The organism is uncultured Veillonella sp. (assembly GCF_963534045.1).
In the GTDB taxonomy this organism is placed as follows: Bacteria; Bacillota; Negativicutes; order Veillonellales; family Veillonellaceae; genus Veillonella.
This window is the reverse complement of sequence record NZ_CAUSQT010000030.1, coordinates 1-22,188: the sequence shown is the minus strand read 5'-3', so window position 1 is coordinate 22,188 and position 22,188 is coordinate 1. Positions and strand designations below refer to the sequence as shown.

Here is a 22,188-nt window from a genome sequence, read left to right as displayed (position 1 = left end):
TGTAAGACTAAAAAAATAAATTTCCCTTGTGAAAGCCATAAAACAAACCCTCATCGATAATGATGAGGGTTTTCGTATTTCTAAATGTTTTTGTAAATAATAATTAATGAGGACCTTGATCACCGCCATGGCCACCATCTCCGCGACCATCGCCATTACGACCGCCGCTGTCACGATTACCATCGTTGCGATGACTATCACGATTCTTGGTATCTCTAAAACCTTGAGGGCCAGGAGGTCCTTGTCGATCTGGAAGAGCAATATTTGGATTAGATGGTTGGAATTTACCCGTTTGAAGTGCATTTAAATTTGGTGAGAAGCGCCCACGATCACCTAAGCTATCTGAGTTAGGTCCGCCTACATGACCTGGTTGCAAGCTTGGCTGCATATTAGTTGGAGGTGCTGGAGGTGCTGGTATAACACGATCCATTGGCGTAGAAATAACAGCATCTGTAGGAGGCATGAGACCAAATAATACGGTCCGTGTCTGTTGATCGACTACAGGAGGGAATACTTGAGGTGGAATATATGGATTATCATATGTATAGGTAATCTTTTCCATCTCTTTAGACGTATTATAGATAAATTCCCCAATGCGTTGTGATGGACTATTTGGCGCCGCCACATGTTGTCCATAATCCTTTGCTAACCGTTGTTGCGGTAATGTATCGATAGGATACCCATTTTCCGCATAGAATGTTGGTTTCGATATTTTCCACGCAGTCATCGTTACCGTTGCATTAGGTTGTTGTCTATAAAATGTGAAGTTTGTATCATAGTCTGCAATTACGTTATTTTTAGTGTATAAGCTCAATAGTCGAGCTTGTACCGTTTTATAATTAGAAGCCGTCTGTTTTGTATGAATTGAGCTAAGGTCGACATACATATGCTCGGTATCGCTAGAATACGCTAGCTGATATTGAGTGGGCTTTTGCTCTATTTCATATTGTGATATGGCAAATCCCGATTGCGAGGTACACAATAGGGTTCCCACGAGAGCTAATAAATATTTCATTATAATTCTCCTCTCCATGTGAAAAAAGTGTACCATGGTGTACTTAAGAATACATGAAAATGAGTAACATATTGTACTTTATACATATATATTTTACAATGTAGATGAATTAATGTACAGGGAGGAATTTATGAATATAATATGTTTTGGAGATAGCATCACCCGTGGATATGATGTGAGAGAAGGTCTCGGCTGGGTTGAGCTATGTAGCGCCGCACTACCCGCATATCATATGGAAAATCACGGCATCGATGGACTATCTGTGCAAGGTTTAATCAATTATTTAGAATCCTGGTGTATCGACAAGTCCTATGAGGAGGATCGATATATATGCATTATGTGCGGTACAAATGATATTTTGCAAAATCGCGATAGCGACTACGTATATAACAAGCTCATTAAAGCCGCTACCATAGCCGGTGAAAAGGGACATGTTATCCTGGGCCTTGAAACACAAATCGATAGTGAAATGGATGGACTTAATCATGTGGTAGTGGACGTAAACCGTCGTTTACAAGAATATGCAAGAAAACATGGTTTACAAACTATCGATTTTTATACCGTTCTTCATGAAGCCGATCAAATCGGTCAAATCGTATTTGCCGGAGAGGTTCATCCAAATGAGCGAGGCTATCGCTTGATGGCCTATAAGGCATTGGAAACATTTACACGATTATAGTAGAAAAGAGCACGTTCCTGTAGGATGTGCTCTTTTCGTTATATGTAGTGCTCGACATACGTCGTACACTGGAGGTCAATTATTTTTGTTTGGATGTTTTGTCAGCTGCAGCGTGTGCAGAAGCTGCGATAGCGTAAGCAGTGCCTTTCACAAGTTCATAAGTTTCACCACTGTTACCAGAAACTGTTACAGCTGCTACTGTATCATCAGTGATGGCGAACATAGCTGTTGCATATGGATGTTGTGCACCATTTGGTACTGTTACCGCGCCGGATTTTACAACGATGAAACGACCATTATTGTTGTATACATCGTAATTAGCCGCTTGTTTTACGCCATCATAGCTTTCATTATAAGCGAACAATGTGGAAACTTCGCCCAATGTTACTTGGCCAGATTGTTGCATAGCGCGTAATTTGGATGCAGCTACGGATGTAGGTTGTGTCATGTTAACAGTAACGCGTAAGGATGTGTTGTTTACGATGGCTTCTGTAATAACATTTGTTGTAAATACATTAGCGATGCCATTACCAGCACGGTTGTAAGAACTTGCAGTTTTTACTTGGTAACCATTTGTATAAGCTGGTAAATCGAATGTATAAGAACGGCCATTCAACAATACATCAAATGCGTTCAATTGGTTATTTCTGTATGTGGATACATAACCGCTACCGCTTTTGCTGAAAGTAAGTGTAGCTGGAGCATCTACAGATTGTTGTAGAGGTGCATTAGGACTTGGAATTGGATCCATGATTTGCATGCCTACAGCTGTTGTTTGTGGAGCCACGAAGATTGGGTCGCCTAATTCTTTGGAAACAGGCATTTGTTGGCTCATATCACCTGCTGTATAAGGAACAGCTGGCAATGGGGAATAGTTAGGACGCGGAGGCATTGCTACATAGCTTGCTTGTGCAACAGGTGCACTGTTTACAGGTGTGTATTCATATTGAGCTTGTTCTGCTGCAGCGCGTTCATAAGCGCGTGCATTTGCATCCATAGATGCGGCAAATGCAGAAAAAGAAACTGTTGTTGCTGCCAATACGGCAAATACCGTTGCAATTCGTTTTGTATTCATAATAAAGACTCCTAATCTCACATTTTTACAAATAACACTTCATCTAGGTTTCATTATACATGATGAATGCCAATATGTAAATAAAATATAAACAAATTTAACTTTTTTAATTTTTGTAAACAGAATAAGGTAAAAATGAGAATTTGTCAAATACAATTTTGATATTCCATGGTGTACAATAGTATATATATTTATATATCGTATAAATTATCCGTGCTATATATTTTATTTTAGGGATGATGAAATATAAGCAGAATTACTAAATATAAGAATTGTTGTGGGAGGTAGTATGAGTATTACCATGTATTATGGTCGCGCTGGTTCCGGTAAGACCCGTGCCGTATATGAACGCATTCGGCAGGTTATCACCGAATGTCCAGGTGACCCTATTATTTTGCTCGTTCCAGAGCCAGCCACCTATCGCGTGGAACGAGAACTTGCGGAATTTATGCCTCAAGGAGGCTTTACGACGGTCCGCGTTGTTGGCTTTGGCCGATTGGCCTATCAGGTATATCAATCGATAGGCAATGTAAAGGCTCAGCAACAGAGTATATCTCAATTGGGTAGAACCATGTTGCTAAGCCTTGTGATGAAACGAAAAGGGGCTGAATTAGGCCTGTTGTCGCAAGCCGCTAAACGGCCAGAGTTTTCAATGGTATTGCAAGGTTTATTTTCCGAGTTTCGCTCATTTCGCATTGGACCTGATGAATTAGAATCTGGTGCACAGTGCGTATCAAATGGTGTATTACAGAAAAAGCTACAGGAATTGGCACTATGCATGTCGGCCTACGAAGAGGAATTGCAGCTTCATGGGCAAATTGATGGGGACCCTATCATGGACCTTGTTCATGCATTGCCACAGTCTCCATTGATGGAAAACTGTCATGTCTTTGTCGATGGATTCCACTGGTTTACACCGGTTCACTTTGAGCTGTTATATATGCTCTTTGATCTTGCTGTAGAATCTGTAATCACCGTCGATTTACCAGCTGACCCTAAACGTATATTAGCTAATAAAGGTCGTCATGGCATCTTTAATCGCTCCGTTGAAATCTTGGAAAATCTCCATAAGGAATATGGAACGAAATTGTCCTTTCAGTCTTTTACAGGGCATAGAGGGACACCTGTGTTGCAATCTTTAGAGGAAAATTTCTTTCACGGTAAGCGCAATACTACGGCTGAACATATACCGCTTGTAAGCGCCTATAATCGAGAACGCGAAGCAGATTGGGTGGCTCGTGATATTCTTTCCTATATTGAAAGCAGCCCTAATGCGCGCTATCGCGATATATGTATTATGCTGCGTGAATCCGAAACCTATGGCGATACGTTGGAAAAGGTATTTACCCGCTATGGAATACCTCATTTTGGAGACCGTCAACGACCTATGAACAATCATCCACTTGGAGAATTGATGACGGATTTGCTTGGTATCGTTAAGCATAGTTATAGTCGTGACATCATGTTCCGTTTATTGAAAACGGATTTGACACCTCTTACTCGCGAGGCCGTAGATGAATTAGAAAACTACGTGCTCGAATTTGGTATTGACCATCTACAGTGGGAACGAGATAACTGGTCCTATATGCGCCGCGTAGCGGGGCTTTCAGACGAAGAACAACCGGATGCACCGAGACATGCGCATGTGAATGCATCGAGACAGGCTATCATGGATATTTTGATACCTTGGTTTGATTTTGCTACGTCTAGCGATGCGCATACAGGGGCGGAATGGTGTAAACATATCTACAGAATCCTCGAAGAATTACAAGTGCCTCAACGCCTCTATGAATGGTCCTTAGAGGCTGAACGAGATGGCGATTTAGAATCCAAGGCCAGTCACGAGCAAATGTACAATGCGGTCATCGGATTCCTCGATGAAATGATGGTCCTCACCGATACGGAAACATTGACGTTAGATGAAATGATAGCCCTCTTAGAAGAGGCCCTCGACAATGTTCATTACTCCATGATTCCTCCGTCCCTCGATCACGTAGCGATTACAACCATAGAACGGGCGTACAGCCAATCGTGGCCTCGAGTCTATGTGATGGGTCTTAATCAAGGTGTGTTCCCACAAAACATGGGCGATGAAGGTTTGATCAAGGATAGAGAACGGGAAGCATTGGCTGAGGCGGGCATCGTTCTTGCGGAAGGCGCCTTGCCGAAGGCATTTAATGAAAATTTCCTTCTCTATTTAGCGATGACGCGGGCCGAGCAGCATTTAACCATATCCTATGCAGGTTCCAATGATGAAGGGGAAGGACTTGAAAGTTCCCTCGTCATTAAACGATTACAATCCCTCGGTTTCTGTACGTCCCCTATAGAGGTTCCTTTCACCATTCAAGACGGTACAGAAGATGAATACTTATGGCGTCCATACCAAAGTCTATCTCTATTATCTGAACGTTGGGGCGCTTTGTTTAGCGGAGTACCTGTGTCACCATTATGGTGGGGACTCTATAACTGGGCTCGCCATGATGGGGCCTACAGACCACGCTTAGAGGACGTGAGCCGTGGTATTCGCGACAATAATGATGTACCTATTATTGCGCCGGAGTTAGTAACTGGTCTGTTCCTCAAACGGGGCTATATGTCTGGGTCGGTAACGCGTCTTGAAAAATATCGTCAATGTCCGTTTAAATTCTATGCTCAATATGGCTTGAAATTAGAGCCTCGCAAGGTTCGTTCCTTTGGGGCTCCTGAAATTGGTACCTTTTTACATGCCAATTTGGAGCGGTTGGGAACGCAACTATTATCCGAGCATAAGCAATGGCGTGATTTGGATGAAACGGCGCAACAAGAATTATGTGCTCGCGTAGCAGCGGATATATTAGAAGAAAAACGTTATGATGAGGATGAAAAGACAGCCTATGATAAGGCTATTGAAGAGCGCGTTGTGAGAACATTACAGAAAACGGTATCGCGCCTTGTTGATTGGTCTAGCCGGTCCTCCTTTGATACGATGTATTTAGAACAGGACTTTGGACGTCCCAATGGATGGGACTCTATTAAGGTATCCCTTGGAGATGACCGCTATTTACGTTTAGTAGGGCAAATTGACCGTATTGATGAATATAATCGTGATGGTCATACGTACGGCATGGTTATCGACTATAAATCGGGTAGTACATCGGTTAATGCACAAGAAATCTATTACGGTTTAAAATTACAATTGATGACCTATCTGTTGGCATTAGAATCGGCTTATAAGAAACACCATGATCAACCGATGACACCGGCCGCTGTGGTGTATACATATGTAAAAAATCCACGAACGCCAGCGGGTGAGCCTGTGTCCTATGAAGAGGCCAAAGCCTTGGCGGATACAAATGGGGCCCTTAATAATAAGGGGTATTTTACAGATGATATCGACATGTTGGAAAAGATGGATAAAAATTTGCTCACCTATAAGAGCAAGGGCCCTTATGTGCCCGTTCGTATTACGGGAAAGGGATCCATTCATTCTGGGGATATGAAAATTGTTAAATCCTCTGGCGACTTTGATATTATGTGCCGCTATACGGAATCGATTATGGCGGACACCGGCTCTGCCATCGGTAAGGGAGAATTCCCCATTGCTCCCTATCAGTTGAATAAGGCCATTCCTTGTTCCTACTGCGATTACAAGACGGTGTGTCGCTTTGATAATGAGCGCAATCAATACAATTATTTGAGCGCTCTAAATGAGGCGAACGCTCTTGAAAAAATGCGCGATGCCCTCAATGGTTCATCTGGACAGACTGAGGCTAACGCTGATTTTTGTGAAAGTTCTAATACCGATAGTTCTATGACAGGAGGTGACGACAATGGGCGTTAAATGGACACCGGAGCAGGAATCTGCCATCATGTCCCCGAAGGATAGTAATTTAGGGGCCCAAACCTTGCTTGTCGCCGCTGCTGCTGGTTCTGGCAAAACGGCGGTTCTTGTAGAGCGTATTATTACGCGGTTAAAAGATATGGAGAATCCTTTATCCGTACAAGAACTGATGGTTGTTACCTTTACGAAGGCTTCTGCCGCTGAAATGAGCGCTCGTATTGGCGTCGCCTTAGCTAAGGCCATGGAATCTACCGATAATAAAGCGTTACAAGCGCGCCTAGAGCGACAGCTTAATCTATTGCCATCGGCACATATTTCGACATTGCACTCCTTCTGTCAGTGGGTGATTCGCTCTTATTTTTATAAACTCGATATACCTCCGACGGCCCGCATCGGCAACGAAGCGGAAATGGCCCTCTTAAAACAAGAAGTGTTAGAGAACCTTTTGAAAGAGGCTTATGAACATAATACGTATGGTATTTTTGACCTATCTGATTTCTTTAGTGATGATAAATCTGATGCAGGATTGCAAGATAAGGTGCTCAGCCTCTATGAATTCGCCATGTCTCAATCGAATCCTGACGGGTGGATGCGCCATGCCGTAGAACCATATAAGGCCGCTCAAGAGCAGGATTTACGAGATACCTTATGGGGCCGTGCTATGTGGGACGACCAACAGGCCGAAATCGATCGCATTGCAAACCGCATCAAACAGATGGAACCTTTACTTGAAAGTCTTGTAGGACCTAAGAAATGGGACAAGGTGTACCAAGAACAATTAGCCGCATTAGCCCAATTAAAAGGGGCACAGACTTGGTCCGATATGGTCGACGTATGCCGTAACTTAGATACCTTTACAAAAGCAAGTTTTACAAGCCTTGGCAAAGCCTTAGAAAAGGGCGAAGTCGATGGTGCGTTAGCAGACGAATTTAAATCGCTAGGCTCTCAAAACAAGGATAGCTTAAAGGGTATGAAAAACGGTCTATTCCATATTGATGAATCCGTTCTACAACAGCAATTTAAAGACCAATATCCGCTCATTCATAACCTTGTAGAATTGACTATCGCCTTTCACAAAGCCTATGACGAGGCTAAAAAAGAGCAAGGCATCATGGACTTTAGCGATTTGGAACATCTCTGCTTGGCACTTCTTGTGGAACCAGGCACAGAAGATGATCCACAACCATCCGAAGTGGCCCTTGAGTTACAAGATACGTTCAAAGAAATCATGGTAGACGAATACCAAGATACGAATGGTGTTCAAGAAACTATTATCAACCTCATTTCTCGGGTGGATAACCGTTTCTATGTAGGCGATGTGAAGCAGGCCATTTATAGTTTCCGTATGGCGGATAGTTCGTTATTTATGAACAAGTATAATACGTATGGGCTCATGAATGATGCCGTTGAGCGCCGCATTGATTTGGCTAAGAATTTCCGATCTCACGAAAATATTTTGACTACTACGAATTTTATTTTCTACCAAATTATGACCCAAGAGGCAGCGGAGCTTGATTATGGAGAAAAAGAATCGCTTATACCGGGCCGTATCGTAGAGAATGCGCCATCCGATTGGGTGGGCGGCGCTGTAGAATTACATCTCTTGGATACGAGCGATACGAATCGTTCTGACGAAACCGATGGTGATTCCGAAACCGCAGGCGATGAACCGGAGAACAATGAGCGAGAACTGGATTTTATCATTCAAAAAATCAAGGAATTGCACGCCTCGAAGAAACAGGTGCAAAATGCGGATGGCTCGTTCCGCCAAATTCAATGGCGTGACTTTGCCGTATTGCGTAGGTCCCTTGCTGGGTGGGGTACACGGGCCGTAGCAGCTATGCGCCAAGCCGGTATTCCAGCCGTTGTTAATGAACGAGATGGCTATTTTGAAGCGCAAGAAATCCAATTGCTCTTATCCTTGTTACAAATCATCGACAATCCAGAGCAGGATTTGCCGATGGCCGCCGTATTGCATTCAGGGCTCGTAGGCCTTGATGCCAATGAACTCGGTGCATTGCGCCTTACCGGGGACGGCTCTTTATGGTCTGTTATGCCTCTCTATGCAGAACAGGCTCAAGATGAACGTTTGCTCCAATTCATCGCTCATATCGAGCGTTGGCGTACATTATCTCGCCGTCATGGTGTAGCTGATTTGTTGTGGGATATTTACGAAACATTAGATTACGTGAACTACGTAGGCGCCATGCCGAATGGCCTCGTGCGTCGCGCCAATGTGATGGCCCTCTATGAACGGGCTAAGGGATTTGAATCCTCCGGATTCCGAGGGCTCTTTAGGTTCCTTCGCTTTGTTGAAAGCTTACGCGATAGCAATCAAGATATGGCCGTTGCCAATGTAGTTACCGAAGCAGATGACGTAGTGCGCCTTATGACCATCCACAAAAGTAAGGGCCTTGAATTCCCTGTTGTATTCCTGTCTGGTGTACAAAAGAAATTCAATACCATGGACTTCAATTCACCATTATTGGTCGATAAAAATGGCGGTATCGGATTAAAGGGCTATTACCCAGACATTCGCGTATCCTATCCGTCCATGCCGTGGCTCTATTGTAAATCCATCAAATCGGATGCTATGAAAGCCGAAGAACAGCGTATCCTTTACGTTGCATTGACACGGGCACGGGATAAACTATTCTTGACCGGATATATTAACAAAGAAATCAAAAAGGAAAAGGGCGTTGGCGCTCATATAAAACATGCAGCCTTGACGCAGACCCAAGCATTAGGTGCCGATCTAATCAAAGCTGGTAATTCCTATTTGCATTGGCTACTCATCGCCTTCGCTCGTCATCTAGATGGGGGTGCACCACTTCGTAATATCATTGAACTCGAAGGAGAAACAAACTTTGACTTGCTGGACCGTCAATGTCAGGTAAAGGTAGAGATTCATGATGGTTCTCTTTATGGAGATTTAGATTATAAGGCTGATGTGGATGAAACGACCATCAATACGGTTCGCGTATTAGGTAAGGTGAATGATGTAGCATTGCCAGAGGAAATCGTACAGCGCTTTGCTTTCACCTATCCAAATCCTGTAGCCGCCAAGACGACGGCTAAGATTTCTGTTAGTGAATTGAAACGACGATTTGCCGAACGTGATGCGGAGGCTGTATCGGCTACAGATGTATCAATGCAACAGAAACCAGTAATATCCTTTGATATAACTGAGGATACGACTGGTGAGAATGCCATATTAGATACAAGCATTCCTACTATTAGTGGACCGGAGCTAGCCGATTCCGTATTTGGTCGTAAACCACTGGCTATTGCAGCAGCTGATGAGGTCGTAACGGGTGCGCAATGGGGCACATTGATGCATGAAGCGATGCAATGGCTACCTGTTAAAAAGTATACACAAAAATCCATGACAGATATGCTCGATTCATTGCAAGCAGAAGGTAAATTTAGTGATGAGGAACGCAGTCTATTAAGTGATCGTAGCTTATATGGATTCTTTAACTCTGATCTTGGCCAGCGTCTCATTGCATCAAAACGAGTGGAACGAGAATTGCCGTTTAGCATGCTCTTTGACGGCAATCGGGTATATCCTGGTGTAGAAAACGGGGAACGCCTATTTTTACAAGGTATTATCGATACCGCTTTTGTAGAAGATGATCAATGGGTCCTCGTGGACTATAAGACGGACCGCGTTAAGAGTGGCGATGAGCTCATTCGTCGCTATAAAATACAAATGGACCTCTACAAAGAGGCCCTAGAACGATTGACAAATATGCCTGTGAAAGCAAGTTATATTTATAGCTTCCGCTTACATGAAGCGGTTCTATTGTAAGCCTATATAAGACAATCGACTTAGCATAATACGAACCCCCTTTACTGGTTTGCCAGCAAAGGGGGTTCGTATCGCTTAGAGAAGCGGTTTTTTCTTTTGATGTTTTGTCGGTGCAAATACTTTGAGGACCCGTGGTAATACCTCAAGGTCTACAGGCATATAAGGACCTGCGTCACCATCCATGTTGGTTGGTAAATTATCTATATTGCTCAATAATTCGATATGAGCTTTTTTGACTGTTAATGTCGTTGTATTGCTAGAGTTATAGATGGCGCCACTTAGGATAAGAGGTAGAACCTTGAAGATGTCGAGGATAAAGTATTCCTTAAAAATAACGAGGCGCATATACCCATCGTCTACGGAAGCCTCTGGCATAAAGCGTTCAAAACTAGACACTACGTTGGTGAGTAGGGCTAATACAAGTGGTGATTTGCAAATGAAATCATCATCTTCCGTTTGAATGCGGTATGTATAGTCCTTTGTAGTGAAGAGGGCTTGACCGGCGCGCAAGAAGTAGGCCAATGGACCTAAGATGCGCTTTTCCTTTGGCGTTACCTCTTCGATAACCTTTGGAATGACACCGGCTGCAATATTATTACAGAAGTATTTATCATTGCAGCGACCAATATCGATGGAGCGAACTTGGTTGATATCGAGGCGACGAATTGCCTCTAATGGTCGTTGTGGAATGCCGAGAGCACGAGACATATCGTTGACGGTTCCTACCGGAATAAAGCCAAAGGTTGCCTTGAAACCGCCTTGAGCAATACCATTTACCGTTTCATTAACAGTACCATCGCCACCCATGCAGAAAACGGCGTCAAAACCATCTTCACAAGCGGCCTTTGCAAAACGGGTTGCATCGTCGGCACCGGTGGTAAATTTAACTTCAATTGTGTCAAAAAGGGTGCTCAATTTCCACTGTAAATCAAGGGCGTATCGGCGTGCTGCACCGCCGCCAGATACAGGGTTAATGATAACCAAACAACGACTCATAGGGGTAACTTCCTCACTTTTTAACTGTGACTATCTTGAAATTGACAGTCATATGTACGGGACTTATAATTATAGGGTATACAATTATTATATATACATGTGTTCGTATATAAAAATGCTTACATTCTATTATACTCATTTTAGGCGTTCATTGAAAGTATGAAAGCGTGTAAACATTAGAGGGGACCTAAGGCTAGAAATATGACAAAAGACGTGAAGGGTACAAAAGAACCAAAAGATGTGTATCATTTTTCCGCTGTAGATTCAATTGAACGATTGCCTTTAAGTGAACAAGTTTATGTGACCTTGAAACAGGCTATTTTAACAGGGGAGCTATTACCGCAAGAAAAACTAAATGAAGTTAAGATCGCAGAACAGCTCAAAGTCAGTGCAACGCCAGTTCGCGAAGCTTTCAGAAAATTAGCAAAAGATAACCTTGTTGTTATCGTGCCATGGAAGGGTGTTACTGTTAAGGCGGATACACCAGAAGAAATCGTAGCGCTATATCAATGTCGCGAGGTTATGGAAGGTTTGGGGGCGCGTTTGTGTGCTCGTCACGCTACGCCGGAACAAGTGGCAGAGCTTAAGGAATTATGCAAGGAAATGCATGCTATTGAGGACGCTACGGCACGCGTAGAGGTTAATAGCCGATTCCACAGCATGATCGCTCAATTCTCTGGTAATGATCGCGTTGTTGATTACTTAGCCGATTTCCGTGAACGCGTAAATCGCGATATGTATTTGAGTTCTTTCAATGCAGTGCGCACACACGATTGTGACGATGAACATGATCACATCGTAGATGCCATTGAACGTCACGACGAAGTGGCCGCAGAAAATGCGATGCGCAAGCATATCAATAATGCATTTATCTTTAAACGGGCTAATGCGGAATTACAAGACAAGAATTTGAACGAAGTATAAAAACTACATAGACATAGTAAAAAGGACCCTAGATAGGGTCCTTTGTTTTGCAAAGTCATATATAAGATGTTGTAAGGGGTTTATCTTTTATATATGTTGTACGTGTTAAGTAGGAATTACTTTATCTTGTTAATCTAATTTTTGAAAGGTTATATAATGTTGCTTTAATTGAATAGAAGAGAGTGTAATAAAGAATTAATTTTGTCTCTATTCATATGAGGTCTATTGATTAGAGACGTTTTTTTAGTTCCAAAAAGCGCTGGTGTGCTAGTCGGAAAAATTCGACTCTTTCATAATGTTTTGAAAGATGTCTATTACAGGATTTATAGTCTTGCGTACGAAGATGTAGCAATTGACTGGTAGAAACATTGAGGCAATAAGCAATTTTAAATACTACCTCGATGGATACGCCTGATATTCCGTATCCACATTCTAATTTACTCAAATAGCTGCGACTAATGCCCACGACATCGGCCAATTGTCGTTGTGAAATGCCCATCGACGTTCGCAGGGTAGAGATTTTGTGACCCAAGCACATATACTGTTGCTGAAATTTTGGGTCTTGATAATGATTCCGTCGGTAGGCTGGCATTGTAAGTGTAGGATCCTTCATAAGACCTCCTTTCCGATCCCTACCTTGTGCTTTTAGTATACTTAGTAAATACATTGTTGACTAATACGTAATATGTGATAATTATTATGTATATATGATAATTACACGAGTCGTTAATTTTATGGAGATCTATTATGGAAAAATATATAGCTATCGCCTGCGGCGGTGCTCTTGGTGCACTAGCGCGAACAGTGGTAGGGGAATGGGTAATGGCGCGGTTAGGACCTTATCCTTTTGGCACCATTACGGTTAATTTAATCGGATGTTTAATCATCGGTATCATCTTAGGTGCCTATCTTTGTAGACCCGACTGGCCTCAATGGGTTCGGTTCTTCTTAGTCGTTGGTGGACTGGGTGCCTTTACCACATTTTCTACATTTGCCTTTGAGCTTTTACAGCTCTTAACATCTGGTGATGTTACAGATGTTCTATTCTATGGGGCGGTGCAAATCCTCGGCGGTTTAGCCCTTTGTGCCATCGGTATGTGGATTGCTAAACTTGTATGTGCGTAAATGCATATTAGCAGCTATCGTTCATATGATATAGTAAATGTATTACTATATATTACGTTTGATATGCATGAAATAGAATATATATTGAAAGGTTAGATTATGAAAGAAATAAAAGTACAAGATGCAGTAGGACATGCCTTGGTACACGATATTGTACGCATCGTCATTGGCGAGGTGAAAGACACACCATTCCGCCGGGGGCATGTGATTACAGAAGCAGATGTGCCAAAATTACTCGATCTTGGTAAAGAACATATTTATGTAATGGAGCCAGAAGATGAAGGGTTTCTCCACGAAGAAGACGTGGCCCGTGCCTTGTATGCTATCGCAAAGGGTGACCATATGCACGATGGTCCTATGGCACAAGGCAAAATTGAGGCCATTGCCGATGTGGATGGCCTACTCAAGGTGGATGTAGATAAACTATACGCTATCAATAGCATCGGCGAATTGACCATCGTTACAAAATTGAATAATACACCGGTGAAAGCGGAAGATAAAATCGCTGGTATGCGTTGTATTCCTTTATTGCTAGAAGAACAACAAGTAACAGCAGCTCAAAAAATAGGTGGACCTATCTTAACTATTAAGCCATTTGTGCGCAAAACAATGGGCATCGTTACAACAGGTTCTGAGGTATTTGAAGGACGCATTAAAGATGCTTTCACACCTATTATCGAGGAGCGGTGCGCAGAATTTGGGGTGAAAAAAATCGCCCATGAAATCGTAACAGATAACACAGACGACATTGTGTCAGCCATCGATAAGGTAAAAGCGGCGGGCGCAGACATCATATTCTGTACCGGCGGCATGAGCGTAGATCCAGATGATTTGACACCGGGCGCTATTAAACGCTATGCTGACTACGTTGTAACATATGGACTTCCTGTCTTGCCAGGCTCTATGGTTTGCATTGCTTACTGTGCTGATGGCACGCCAATTTTAGGTGTACCAGGTGGCGTATTGTTTAGCAAACCAACAGCCTTTGATGAAATCGTGCCTCGCCTCATTGCAGATGATGAGATTACAAAAGAAGACTGTATTGCACTAGGTCATGGAGGGTTCTTGGGATAAAATAGATTTAAAGATAGATTTTATCTTTGTAATAGAAGTGTGTATACCTAAATAAAATAAGAAATATACCTAAAAAGGGACTGTAGCGAAATGCGGTAAAATCGTATTTCGCTACAGTCCTTTTGCGTTATCATACTACTACAAACTCTACTACTCAATCTGCAATCTCAGATGGTATACTGACTGTAGAGGGTAAAGAAATTGACACTAAAACCATTAACGCCAATACAGAGAATACGTTACATCAATTAGATAAGATTTCTAGTAGTAATGATATCTCCAATATAAACGAGGATAATTCACCTAATAAAAAGGATCCACATAATAGTGGACCGTCTATATCTGGGCTAGTTATTGTGATGAAGTAAAATTACATATAAAGGATAATAATGGTAAATCATTAGATAGTGACTGGAAAGCTGTTGGACGTCGTGATCCTGAATCACATATAAGAATTAAAGAGGATAAAAATGATGGAACTTCAAAAAAGAATTGATATATTAGATTTATGGGATGAAATGCCATATTCATTAGATATTAAAGATTTTGGTAATACAGTCATATTATTGTCAGAATCCTGTGAAATTAGATTTATTAACTGTATAGAGGTTAATATTAAAAGTGACATTTTATTTAAGAATAAATCAATGAAATTTCATGAATATCGTAATCATGAATATGATATTCAAGATATTAGTGTTGAACCATGTGTTGTAAAAACAGATGGAGAGATGACTCATAATAAGAAATGGGTAAGTCCAGTACTAAATGGTGTTAAAGCTAAAATAGTTATGCCTGTAATGTGTATTGATTTGATTGCTGTTGATTTTATAATTTCCACAAAGAAGGAGGAAGAGAATCTAATACAGTCTAAGTTTAGTTATATAGACCTTGAATGATTAAACGTATTTTATTAAATCTTTACTATTTTATCTTTGATAGACCTTTTCCTTATGGGAATATAAAATTGGAGTCAGTCAACTATGTAGTGCCCCCAAAAAGTTAGACTTTTTATTCCGAGTAACCTAAACTAGTTGCTTTGAATTTTTATGCTACAGTAGTAGTTAAACGATATAGGCGTGAGAGGTATGGAGATAGGTGTATTAAAAAACATCAAATTAGAATTCCATTTAATATTGAAGCAATACCTATAGAAAAGTTTGAACTAGAGAATAAAAATGCAAGACGAATTGGAAATCGTTATATAAAAACAGCGCCTAGTATTGCAACTATAAAGCTTGATGGTAGTAAAGGTATAAAACCAAGTGTTAATACTGTGATAAATAAAATCAATGAACTTTTAACTGAAGGTGGAAGACATGTTACAATCTATAATAAATATAGAGGGAGAAATGAAGAGTATGTGATTCAAGTTAAAAGTTAGTAATTCAAAATGGTATTGATTGGATGAGCTTTCATGCGGATAGGAAAAAATTCAAAAAAATGGCTTGAGAGAATAGTTCTCTCTTGTTTAATAGTAGTAGGTATTATTTTTGGTAGTTGGCTTTTCTTTACTACAAATTTTTTGCACCCATTTATCCACTATTTGGATCTGAGGGGAGGTATAATATATTATAAAGAGCCAACTAATATAATTGCTTCTAATGTTCTTGGTTTTGATGAAGTACGAGGGAAAATATATTATATAACTACAAATGGTATTGGTGTATATAATGAATTAAATAACGATCATGTATTTATATTACATAAAGAGCCACCTAATGAAATCAAAATAAATGACATTACTAATGTATATCCAGAATTTAGTCGTTTTTCTGATTCGGAACAGGAAGTTTGGAAAAGTAAATTTTATGCTGACTTTAGGGAGAGAATTCCTATAGAGGAAGGGAATATAATTAGATTTCCATACTTTTTCTCTTTCGAAACTCGTGGAATTTATAATTTAGCTACAGGATCTAAATTATCGAGAATTGATAAGTATAAAATTTCTAAAAATATATTTTATAATGTTGATTTTGGAAGCATTACAAAGATAGATTTAGAAACTGGTAGAGTATGGAAGTACTATTCTAATGACTTATTGGATTATAATTTTATCAATGAAACGGTTTCTAGTAAAACAAAAGAGTTTAGTGTTAATGAATTAATCAAAGAACGAAATCATGATGAACAATTAAAAGATAAACTTATAATTATAGATTATTATAGTCAGTTTAGTAAAGATGATAAGGAAGTTATAGAAGAATTATTTGTTAAGTTAGTTACTGCACGAGATAGTATGAGCTTAAAACCAGAACATAAAATGGGGCTAGAGAACTATCTAGAGTGAATTTAGACTTCTCTTTATTATAATGACACCTATACCTCTCATAAAAGGGGATAGGTGTCATTTTTTATACGACAGTATTAAAAATCAGTATTGATTAAAATCCAAGTAATTATATTAAAATCACCAGATTTTTACAAATTTATAAGTGCTTTATGATACAATAAAAGGTAAAAATACTTCAACAACTCGGTCTATTACCTAGAATGGTGACACAATTGAATATGAATTAATAATCAAGCGTGTAAAGAAAATAAACATGCGTGTTCATAAGAATGGTAGTGTCCATGTTTCGGCGAATGCTTATGTGCCAGATTATCGCATCGATGCGTTTGTTATCAAAAATATACCTTTTATTGAGCGGGCTCGTTACAAGAGTGATGCATTGAATGCTAAGCGGTTATATGGTTTGGCAAAATGGCGATACGCACCAATAAAGTTATGTACCAACGACAATTAAAGCAGCACAACTAGCACAACTTAAAGCAAAGCGAGATACGAATATGATTGGCTTTACTGTATCAGGTAAGAAAGTTGAAGTTGATACAGGTCGTGATTTACATGTGTAAAGATTACAAGATGAAGATAACTTTAAAGAACATAGTAAGTCTGCGGGCTTCTCCGTTTCCTCTAAACCTAATTTTAAGGATCCAACCGGTAGTATAAGTGCGAGTGTAGGTCGTATTGATAGCAAATGGAAAAGCGTGACTCATCAGGAGGTCATTCTGGCAGGAGAAGATGGCTATGATATTCATGTAGGGACTGGTACCACATTAGAAGGTGCCGTCATTAAAAGTGAAGCTCCAAAATCTAAGAATACATTGACTACCAAATCTCTTGAGATGAAAGATATCCAAAATGAGGCTGAATGTTCAGTTTGAGAGAATAGAGTACAATACAATAAATTTGGAGATATAAAGTTAAAAAGTAAAGATGAGTTAAATAAGATTTATAAAGAGATTGGATTAACTCCAACAGGTGGTCTTGCTGCTAATAGTAAGTCTACATCTTCTATCAAAAGTGCGATAAAAGCAGTACTGATGGAAGTCGGTGGACTGGCTCTGTTGCCACGTTAGGAGCAGGTTATGTTAATCCGCTTGCTGGTGCCATCACAGGAGGAGGGTTTATAGTTCTCAATACTGCCTATAGTTTTAACGCAGAACTTAAGAAAGATAAGTTAAGAGAAGAGTATAGACGTTGGAAAACTGGAGGGGCAAAATGAGTAGACTTGAAATGTTAGGATATATTTGGATTTTTATGTCTCTATCATTATCTATGGGGTTATATAAACTTGAGATTAGTAAACGTGTCACTGATGAAGAGTATGAATACATCAAAAGACACAGAGCTTTTGGCAATTTAACTAAGTATTTATCTATAATTGCTATTATAAGTATATTGCTACTAAACTTTAACTTTTTAGTCTATAAAGATTATGAGTTTATGTCACGTTTTTGGGGGGGTGGGGATTCTTCGTGCTTTTTATAATATGTACAGAATTTTTTCAAAAGCGAGACAGTTTATATTATAAACGTGGGATTATTGCTATCGTTTCAATATTATTTGGTGCTTTAGGCTCTGCTTATGCGTTTAAAGATATATTCTTTAAATAGTATAATACAGTCCTTATTTTAGTTACCATAAAAAGGTATCTCTTCGAACCGCTCTCTTAATGATAGATTAAAAATCTTAACGTTAAGGAGGACGGTTTTTTTATGGCAAAATAGCCTTACATTTAAATTAAAAGTCGTTACCGTATATCCAAATAGCAAGGGTGGATATAGCTCTTTAATTAAGAAATACGGTGTAAAGGATGCAACGCAAGTTCTGCGGTGGGTTAATACATTTGCTATACTTGGAAGTGTTAGATATGGATTTAATGCTGAACTTGAAAAGGAAAAATTGAGAGACGAGTATCGTCGGTGGAAAGATAAGGTAAAAAATGAGCAGGATTATAATATTAGGGAATATGTTTATTTTGGCATCTATAATTTCTGGTATAGCCTTATATAAACTTGAAATTCGTAAAACTGCTATTAATGAAGAGTATGAATATATAAAAAAACATAGAGTTTTTGGTAGTTTAACAAAATATTTATCTATTATTTCTCTTATAAGTTTAATACTACTAATTCTTAAAATTATAATTGATAGAGACTATAAAGTAATTGTAAACTATGGGAGTGTTTGGACTATTTTTACACTGATTACATTGTGTACAGGCTATTTTCAAAAACGAGATAGCTTATATTTTAGTCGTGGACTTATTGCCATATTTTCAATGTTGATATTCATTGCTGTCTGTATATATGCGTTTAGGAAAGTACTATTTTAAATGGTAAATAAATATTAATCCTGATCCTAGCAATAGATTTTTAATTTATCTATAGGTATTATAATTGTAAGAAAATTATTATTGCGAACCTATGTGATAGTTCATCAAGTTTCTATGATTGGAAGGATGATATCTAGTTTTCCAATAAATCATAGAGGAGAGGCCCCTACAAGAAGGGGCCTCTTTTGTACTTAATAATAGTAAATTATATTTGAAAGTATACAGTATGTTATAATTTAGACAATGTAAATATGTAATATAAAAGAGAGTGGAGAGTTAATGAGTAGGCTTGAAATGTTAGGATATATATTTGTTTCTGTATCTATGACATTGTCTATGGGGTTATATAAACTTGAGATTCGTAAGAGTCCAATTGATAAAAAACATGAATATATCAAAAAACATAGAATTTTTGGTAGCCTAACAAAGTATTTATCTATAATTTCTACTATAAGTTTGGGGATATTAAATTTTAAATTTTTAATCGATAAAGATTATAAATTTATAGTGAATTATGGCAGTATTTGGTTGTTTTTCTTCTTTTTCACAATGCTTACAGGGTTTTGTCAGAAGAGAGAAAGTGTATATTTTAAACGGAGTTTTATTGCTATATTTTCTATGTTATTTGGTATGCTCGTGTTTGCTTATGCATTTAGACGAATATTATTTTAAATAGGTTTTTCTATTAAAATGATTTTTTACCTAATGTAGGGTGGCTACACCGTTTTAATGTTAGCGTATCAATCATATGAACCGCTTCGTCCAATGTAAGGTCCTCTCGTTTTGTAGGCGTTTCGAGGACCGCCAATGGATGGTCTGTGCCTACCTCGCCGGATGGCAAATAGATATATTCTTGATTGATTGTATCGCCAAAGATATAGCCTGCTTGTAAATGCTCTTTATGAATACGACTCATAATGCTCCTTATATTGTACTTATAAATCTCAATGTTTCACATATGATGTAACATAAGAATCTTAATTATAATATCTTTTGTATTTTAAATTCTGCATAATCTGCAGAAACGAGTTCTAATTTAGTGGTTCCAAATGTTGAAGGAATCCGTTTGAATGAAATCTGGTCATGTAAATGGCCGAATATACATATATCTACATGATAGCGCTCCATGAGGTCTGTAAAGCCTGATGGGGCGTTATTTTCGTTAAATGGTGGATAATGTAGTAAGAGAACCCGCATTACAGGAAGTGTTTCGCTGGTATTCTCTGTTTCACCGTGTTCCTTTTTCAACGCTTGGATGGCGTGTTCCATTTCCTGCAATGCCGCTTCGGTACGCAAAATTTCTCTGTCATAGATAGACTGATCTGTATCCGGTTCAAAGCTAGCATCATCAGGACAAATATATCCGCGGGTGCCACCAAAGGCTAAGATGCATTGCTGTTCGGTGGACTGGCTTTCACCAGTTAAAGCATTAACCTGAGTGGTGAGATTGATGATACGGGCCGTACCGTGACCTTGTAAAAAGGTAATAGCATCGCCCATGGCATTTTTCATTTTGTTGGCAGAGGACCACCAATAATCGTGGTTACCGCGAATCATAAATTTTTGGCCCGGAAGGCTGGCGATTTCTTTGAGGTCGTAGAGTGCTTCATCGAGGCGCAAAGCCCAGCTCATGTCGCCTACGAGAAAGATAATGTCCTCATCGGTGACGGTGGATAGCCAATGTTCTTTTATACGTTGCCAATGATTGTCCCAGTGGGGACCGAATATATTCATCGGCTTCGTAGGTGGATTACCCGATAGATGAAGGTCTCCAATGGCGTAAATGTTCATATATGTCCTTACTAGAGTCCTCTAACCTACGGAACTCGTAGCAGAGGGTTCTTATTTCAATTCAAAATAGGGTGTAATATTCTGTAAAATTTTCGCAGCTCGTTCATCATTGCACGTTTGTGGAATTTTATAACCCACGTAGAGCGGCGTTGTGATATAGCGCGGAATCACCTTGATATATTCGTAACCATCTTCTAGTTGATAGAAGAAATAGTTGTACGATTGAGAGAATTTTGCTAAGCTATCTAGCACATAGCGTATGGTCTGTTGTAAGCGCATGGCGATGGAGCGGACAGGCGCATCAGGTTTATACCGCAAATTGTATTCAAAGAATCCAATAATAGGGTGTTTGGATAAGGTGATGCGGATATCCTGATCTTCGTGTAACAGCCAACCATTCATGTTCTTGACCGTAATGTCCTCGTGATAATCGTAGTTGCGTAAGCCTATAATTTGGCTGTGCGGATGGCGTATGGAACCGCCGGACATAGGACCGTGGTTTTTAAAGAAGAGAACAGATTCAAATTCTTTGGTGCTAATTGTTTCATGCCATTTATCCATGCCAAATTGAATAATACGTGTTGCTTCGTCGAGAGAGAGGGTAGATAATTCCCCTTGATCGCCTTCTGTTTCGATAATAACCGTAGGCCATGTATCCTTGAGAACTGGGTATTTATTCATGAGCCATATGATATGACCATCTTGAGCCAGAATATCTGTTAAATTTGACCGGTCGCAGAATGGACAGCGCACACTTGCGTCACGCATATTTACAGGCTTTGTACGTCCTAGTGCAATGTCAAATATAAGTGGTTCGTTCATGGTGCGCCTCCTTTCATCTCATACCTTTAATCATACCATAAATGACAGTATTACACATGAAATAATGGTATAATATATTAATAATCTTTACCAAATTATAGGAGGTCTTATGAAACCGACAACCTTGGTATTTCCCATAGATGAACAATATAGAATTTTGCTGGGCCGCAAGAAACGTGGCTTTGGTGCCGATAAATATAATGGCTTTGGTGGTAAAATCAATGCTGGTGAAAGCTTTCGCCAATGCGCCGTGCGCGAACTATATGAGGAATCGGGCATACGCGTTGATGCGTCTGATCTAGAATGCGTAGCCCTTTTCGACTTTCAGTTTCCCTATGATGAAAGTTTAACCCATGTGGGCTATGTATATTTTGTGCGTGTTACCGATGTAAACCCCATTGAATCAGACGAGATGGAACCGCATTGGTTTACAT

General features: G+C 39.7%; 22 protein-coding genes. 15 read left to right on the top strand and 7 right to left on the bottom strand.

Annotated features, from left to right (window positions below; all coding sequences use genetic code 11):
- Positions 1 to 103: 103 nt before the first annotated feature.
- On the bottom strand, positions 104 to 1,015 hold the full coding sequence (locus RYP29_RS06340) for a hypothetical protein (RefSeq protein WP_016476368.1): 912 nt from the start codon (positions 1,013 to 1,015) through the stop codon (positions 104 to 106).
- A gap of 130 nt (positions 1,016 to 1,145) precedes the next feature.
- Here RYP29_RS06340 and RYP29_RS06335 point away from each other — a divergent pair, with 130 nt between their 5' ends.
- Entirely contained in the window at positions 1,146 to 1,694 is a 549-nt protein-coding gene (locus RYP29_RS06335; protein ID WP_311532667.1) for a GDSL-type esterase/lipase family protein, read from the top strand.
- Between the two features lie 79 nt (positions 1,695 to 1,773).
- Here RYP29_RS06335 and RYP29_RS06330 read toward each other — a convergent pair whose 3' ends face one another.
- Positions 1,774 to 2,769, bottom strand: a complete 996-nt coding sequence (locus tag RYP29_RS06330) for a hypothetical protein (protein ID WP_156931754.1) — start codon at positions 2,767 to 2,769, stop codon at positions 1,774 to 1,776.
- Between the two features lie 289 nt (positions 2,770 to 3,058).
- On the opposite strand from RYP29_RS06330, the gene RYP29_RS06325 reads away from it, so the two are divergent.
- Both RYP29_RS06325 and addA read left to right on the top strand, forming a co-directional pair.
- Positions 3,059 to 6,589, top strand: a complete 3,531-nt coding sequence (locus tag RYP29_RS06325; RefSeq protein WP_311532666.1) for a PD-(D/E)XK nuclease family protein — start codon at positions 3,059 to 3,061, stop codon at positions 6,587 to 6,589.
- Positions 6,579 to 10,400: a helicase-exonuclease AddAB subunit AddA gene (gene addA / locus RYP29_RS06320; protein WP_311532665.1), complete on the top strand. Its 3,822-nt coding sequence runs from the start codon at positions 6,579 to 6,581 to the stop codon at positions 10,398 to 10,400. The genes RYP29_RS06325 and addA overlap by 11 nt, the downstream gene beginning before the upstream one ends.
- A gap of 75 nt (positions 10,401 to 10,475) precedes the next feature.
- Here the strand turns inward: addA and RYP29_RS06315 are convergent, their stop codons facing one another.
- Positions 10,476 to 11,396 carry a diacylglycerol kinase family protein gene (locus RYP29_RS06315; RefSeq protein ID WP_005378125.1) on the bottom strand — a complete coding sequence of 307 codons (921 nt, stop codon included), beginning with the start codon at positions 11,394 to 11,396 and terminating at the stop codon, positions 10,476 to 10,478.
- A gap of 201 nt (positions 11,397 to 11,597) precedes the next feature.
- Here RYP29_RS06315 and RYP29_RS06310 point away from each other — a divergent pair, with 201 nt between their 5' ends.
- A complete protein-coding gene (locus RYP29_RS06310; protein ID WP_038123004.1) occupies positions 11,598 to 12,320 on the top strand; it encodes a GntR family transcriptional regulator in 723 nt (240 codons plus the stop codon).
- 229 nt (positions 12,321 to 12,549) lie between these two features.
- Here RYP29_RS06310 and RYP29_RS06305 read toward each other — a convergent pair whose 3' ends face one another.
- Positions 12,550 to 12,933: a helix-turn-helix domain-containing protein gene (locus RYP29_RS06305; RefSeq protein WP_005381103.1), complete on the bottom strand. Its 384-nt coding sequence runs from the start codon at positions 12,931 to 12,933 to the stop codon at positions 12,550 to 12,552.
- Positions 12,934 to 13,067: 134 nt separating this feature from the next.
- Between RYP29_RS06305 and crcB the strand changes: the two genes are divergently transcribed.
- From crcB to RYP29_RS06255, 10 genes are all read left to right on the top strand, one after another.
- The gene (crcB, locus tag RYP29_RS06300; protein ID WP_016476374.1) at positions 13,068 to 13,445 is read left to right on the top strand and encodes a fluoride efflux transporter CrcB; all 378 of its coding nucleotides are present in this window, start codon (positions 13,068 to 13,070) and stop codon (positions 13,443 to 13,445) included.
- 99 nt (positions 13,446 to 13,544) lie between these two features.
- The gene (locus RYP29_RS06295; RefSeq protein ID WP_311532664.1) at positions 13,545 to 14,519 is read left to right on the top strand and encodes a molybdopterin-binding protein; all 975 of its coding nucleotides are present in this window, start codon (positions 13,545 to 13,547) and stop codon (positions 14,517 to 14,519) included.
- Positions 14,520 to 14,989: 470 nt separating this feature from the next.
- Positions 14,990 to 15,418, top strand: a complete 429-nt coding sequence (locus RYP29_RS06290; RefSeq protein WP_311532663.1) for a hypothetical protein — start codon at positions 14,990 to 14,992, stop codon at positions 15,416 to 15,418.
- Positions 15,419 to 15,558: 140 nt separating this feature from the next.
- Positions 15,559 to 15,903, top strand: coding sequence for a hypothetical protein (locus RYP29_RS06285; protein ID WP_311532662.1), 345 nt, complete (start codon positions 15,559 to 15,561; stop codon positions 15,901 to 15,903).
- 33 nt (positions 15,904 to 15,936) lie between these two features.
- The gene (locus RYP29_RS06280; RefSeq protein ID WP_311532661.1) at positions 15,937 to 16,809 is read left to right on the top strand and encodes a hypothetical protein; all 873 of its coding nucleotides are present in this window, start codon (positions 15,937 to 15,939) and stop codon (positions 16,807 to 16,809) included.
- A 256-nt stretch (positions 16,810 to 17,065) separates the two neighbouring features.
- On the top strand, positions 17,066 to 17,266 hold the full coding sequence (locus tag RYP29_RS06275) for a hypothetical protein (protein ID WP_311532660.1): 201 nt from the start codon (positions 17,066 to 17,068) through the stop codon (positions 17,264 to 17,266).
- Entirely contained in the window at positions 17,262 to 17,375 is a 114-nt protein-coding gene (locus RYP29_RS06270; RefSeq protein ID WP_311532668.1) for a hemagglutinin repeat-containing protein, read from the top strand. The genes RYP29_RS06275 and RYP29_RS06270 overlap by 5 nt, the downstream gene beginning before the upstream one ends.
- Before the next feature lie 135 nt (positions 17,376 to 17,510).
- Positions 17,511 to 17,687 (top strand): hypothetical protein, encoded by a 177-nt coding sequence (locus RYP29_RS06265; RefSeq protein WP_311532659.1) that lies wholly within the window; start codon positions 17,511 to 17,513, stop codon positions 17,685 to 17,687.
- 337 nt (positions 17,688 to 18,024) lie between these two features.
- Entirely contained in the window at positions 18,025 to 18,294 is a 270-nt protein-coding gene (locus tag RYP29_RS06260) for a hypothetical protein (RefSeq protein WP_311532658.1), read from the top strand.
- Positions 18,295 to 19,420: 1,126 nt separating this feature from the next.
- A complete protein-coding gene (locus tag RYP29_RS06255; RefSeq protein WP_311532657.1) occupies positions 19,421 to 19,813 on the top strand; it encodes a hypothetical protein in 393 nt (130 codons plus the stop codon).
- A gap of 13 nt (positions 19,814 to 19,826) precedes the next feature.
- Here RYP29_RS06255 and RYP29_RS06250 read toward each other — a convergent pair whose 3' ends face one another.
- The 3 genes from RYP29_RS06250 to RYP29_RS06240 form a co-directional block, all read right to left on the bottom strand.
- Positions 19,827 to 20,057 (bottom strand): hypothetical protein, encoded by a 231-nt coding sequence (locus RYP29_RS06250; RefSeq protein ID WP_005378024.1) that lies wholly within the window; start codon positions 20,055 to 20,057, stop codon positions 19,827 to 19,829.
- Positions 20,058 to 20,122: 65 nt separating this feature from the next.
- Positions 20,123 to 20,932, bottom strand: coding sequence for a metallophosphoesterase (locus RYP29_RS06245; protein WP_311532656.1), 810 nt, complete (start codon positions 20,930 to 20,932; stop codon positions 20,123 to 20,125).
- Positions 20,933 to 20,983: 51 nt separating this feature from the next.
- On the bottom strand, positions 20,984 to 21,754 hold the full coding sequence (locus tag RYP29_RS06240) for a DUF4931 domain-containing protein (RefSeq protein ID WP_227068347.1): 771 nt from the start codon (positions 21,752 to 21,754) through the stop codon (positions 20,984 to 20,986).
- A gap of 109 nt (positions 21,755 to 21,863) precedes the next feature.
- Between RYP29_RS06240 and RYP29_RS06235 the strand changes: the two genes are divergently transcribed.
- The coding region (locus RYP29_RS06235) for an NUDIX domain-containing protein (protein WP_311532655.1) at positions 21,864 to 22,188 on the top strand (325 nt) is incomplete at its 3' end.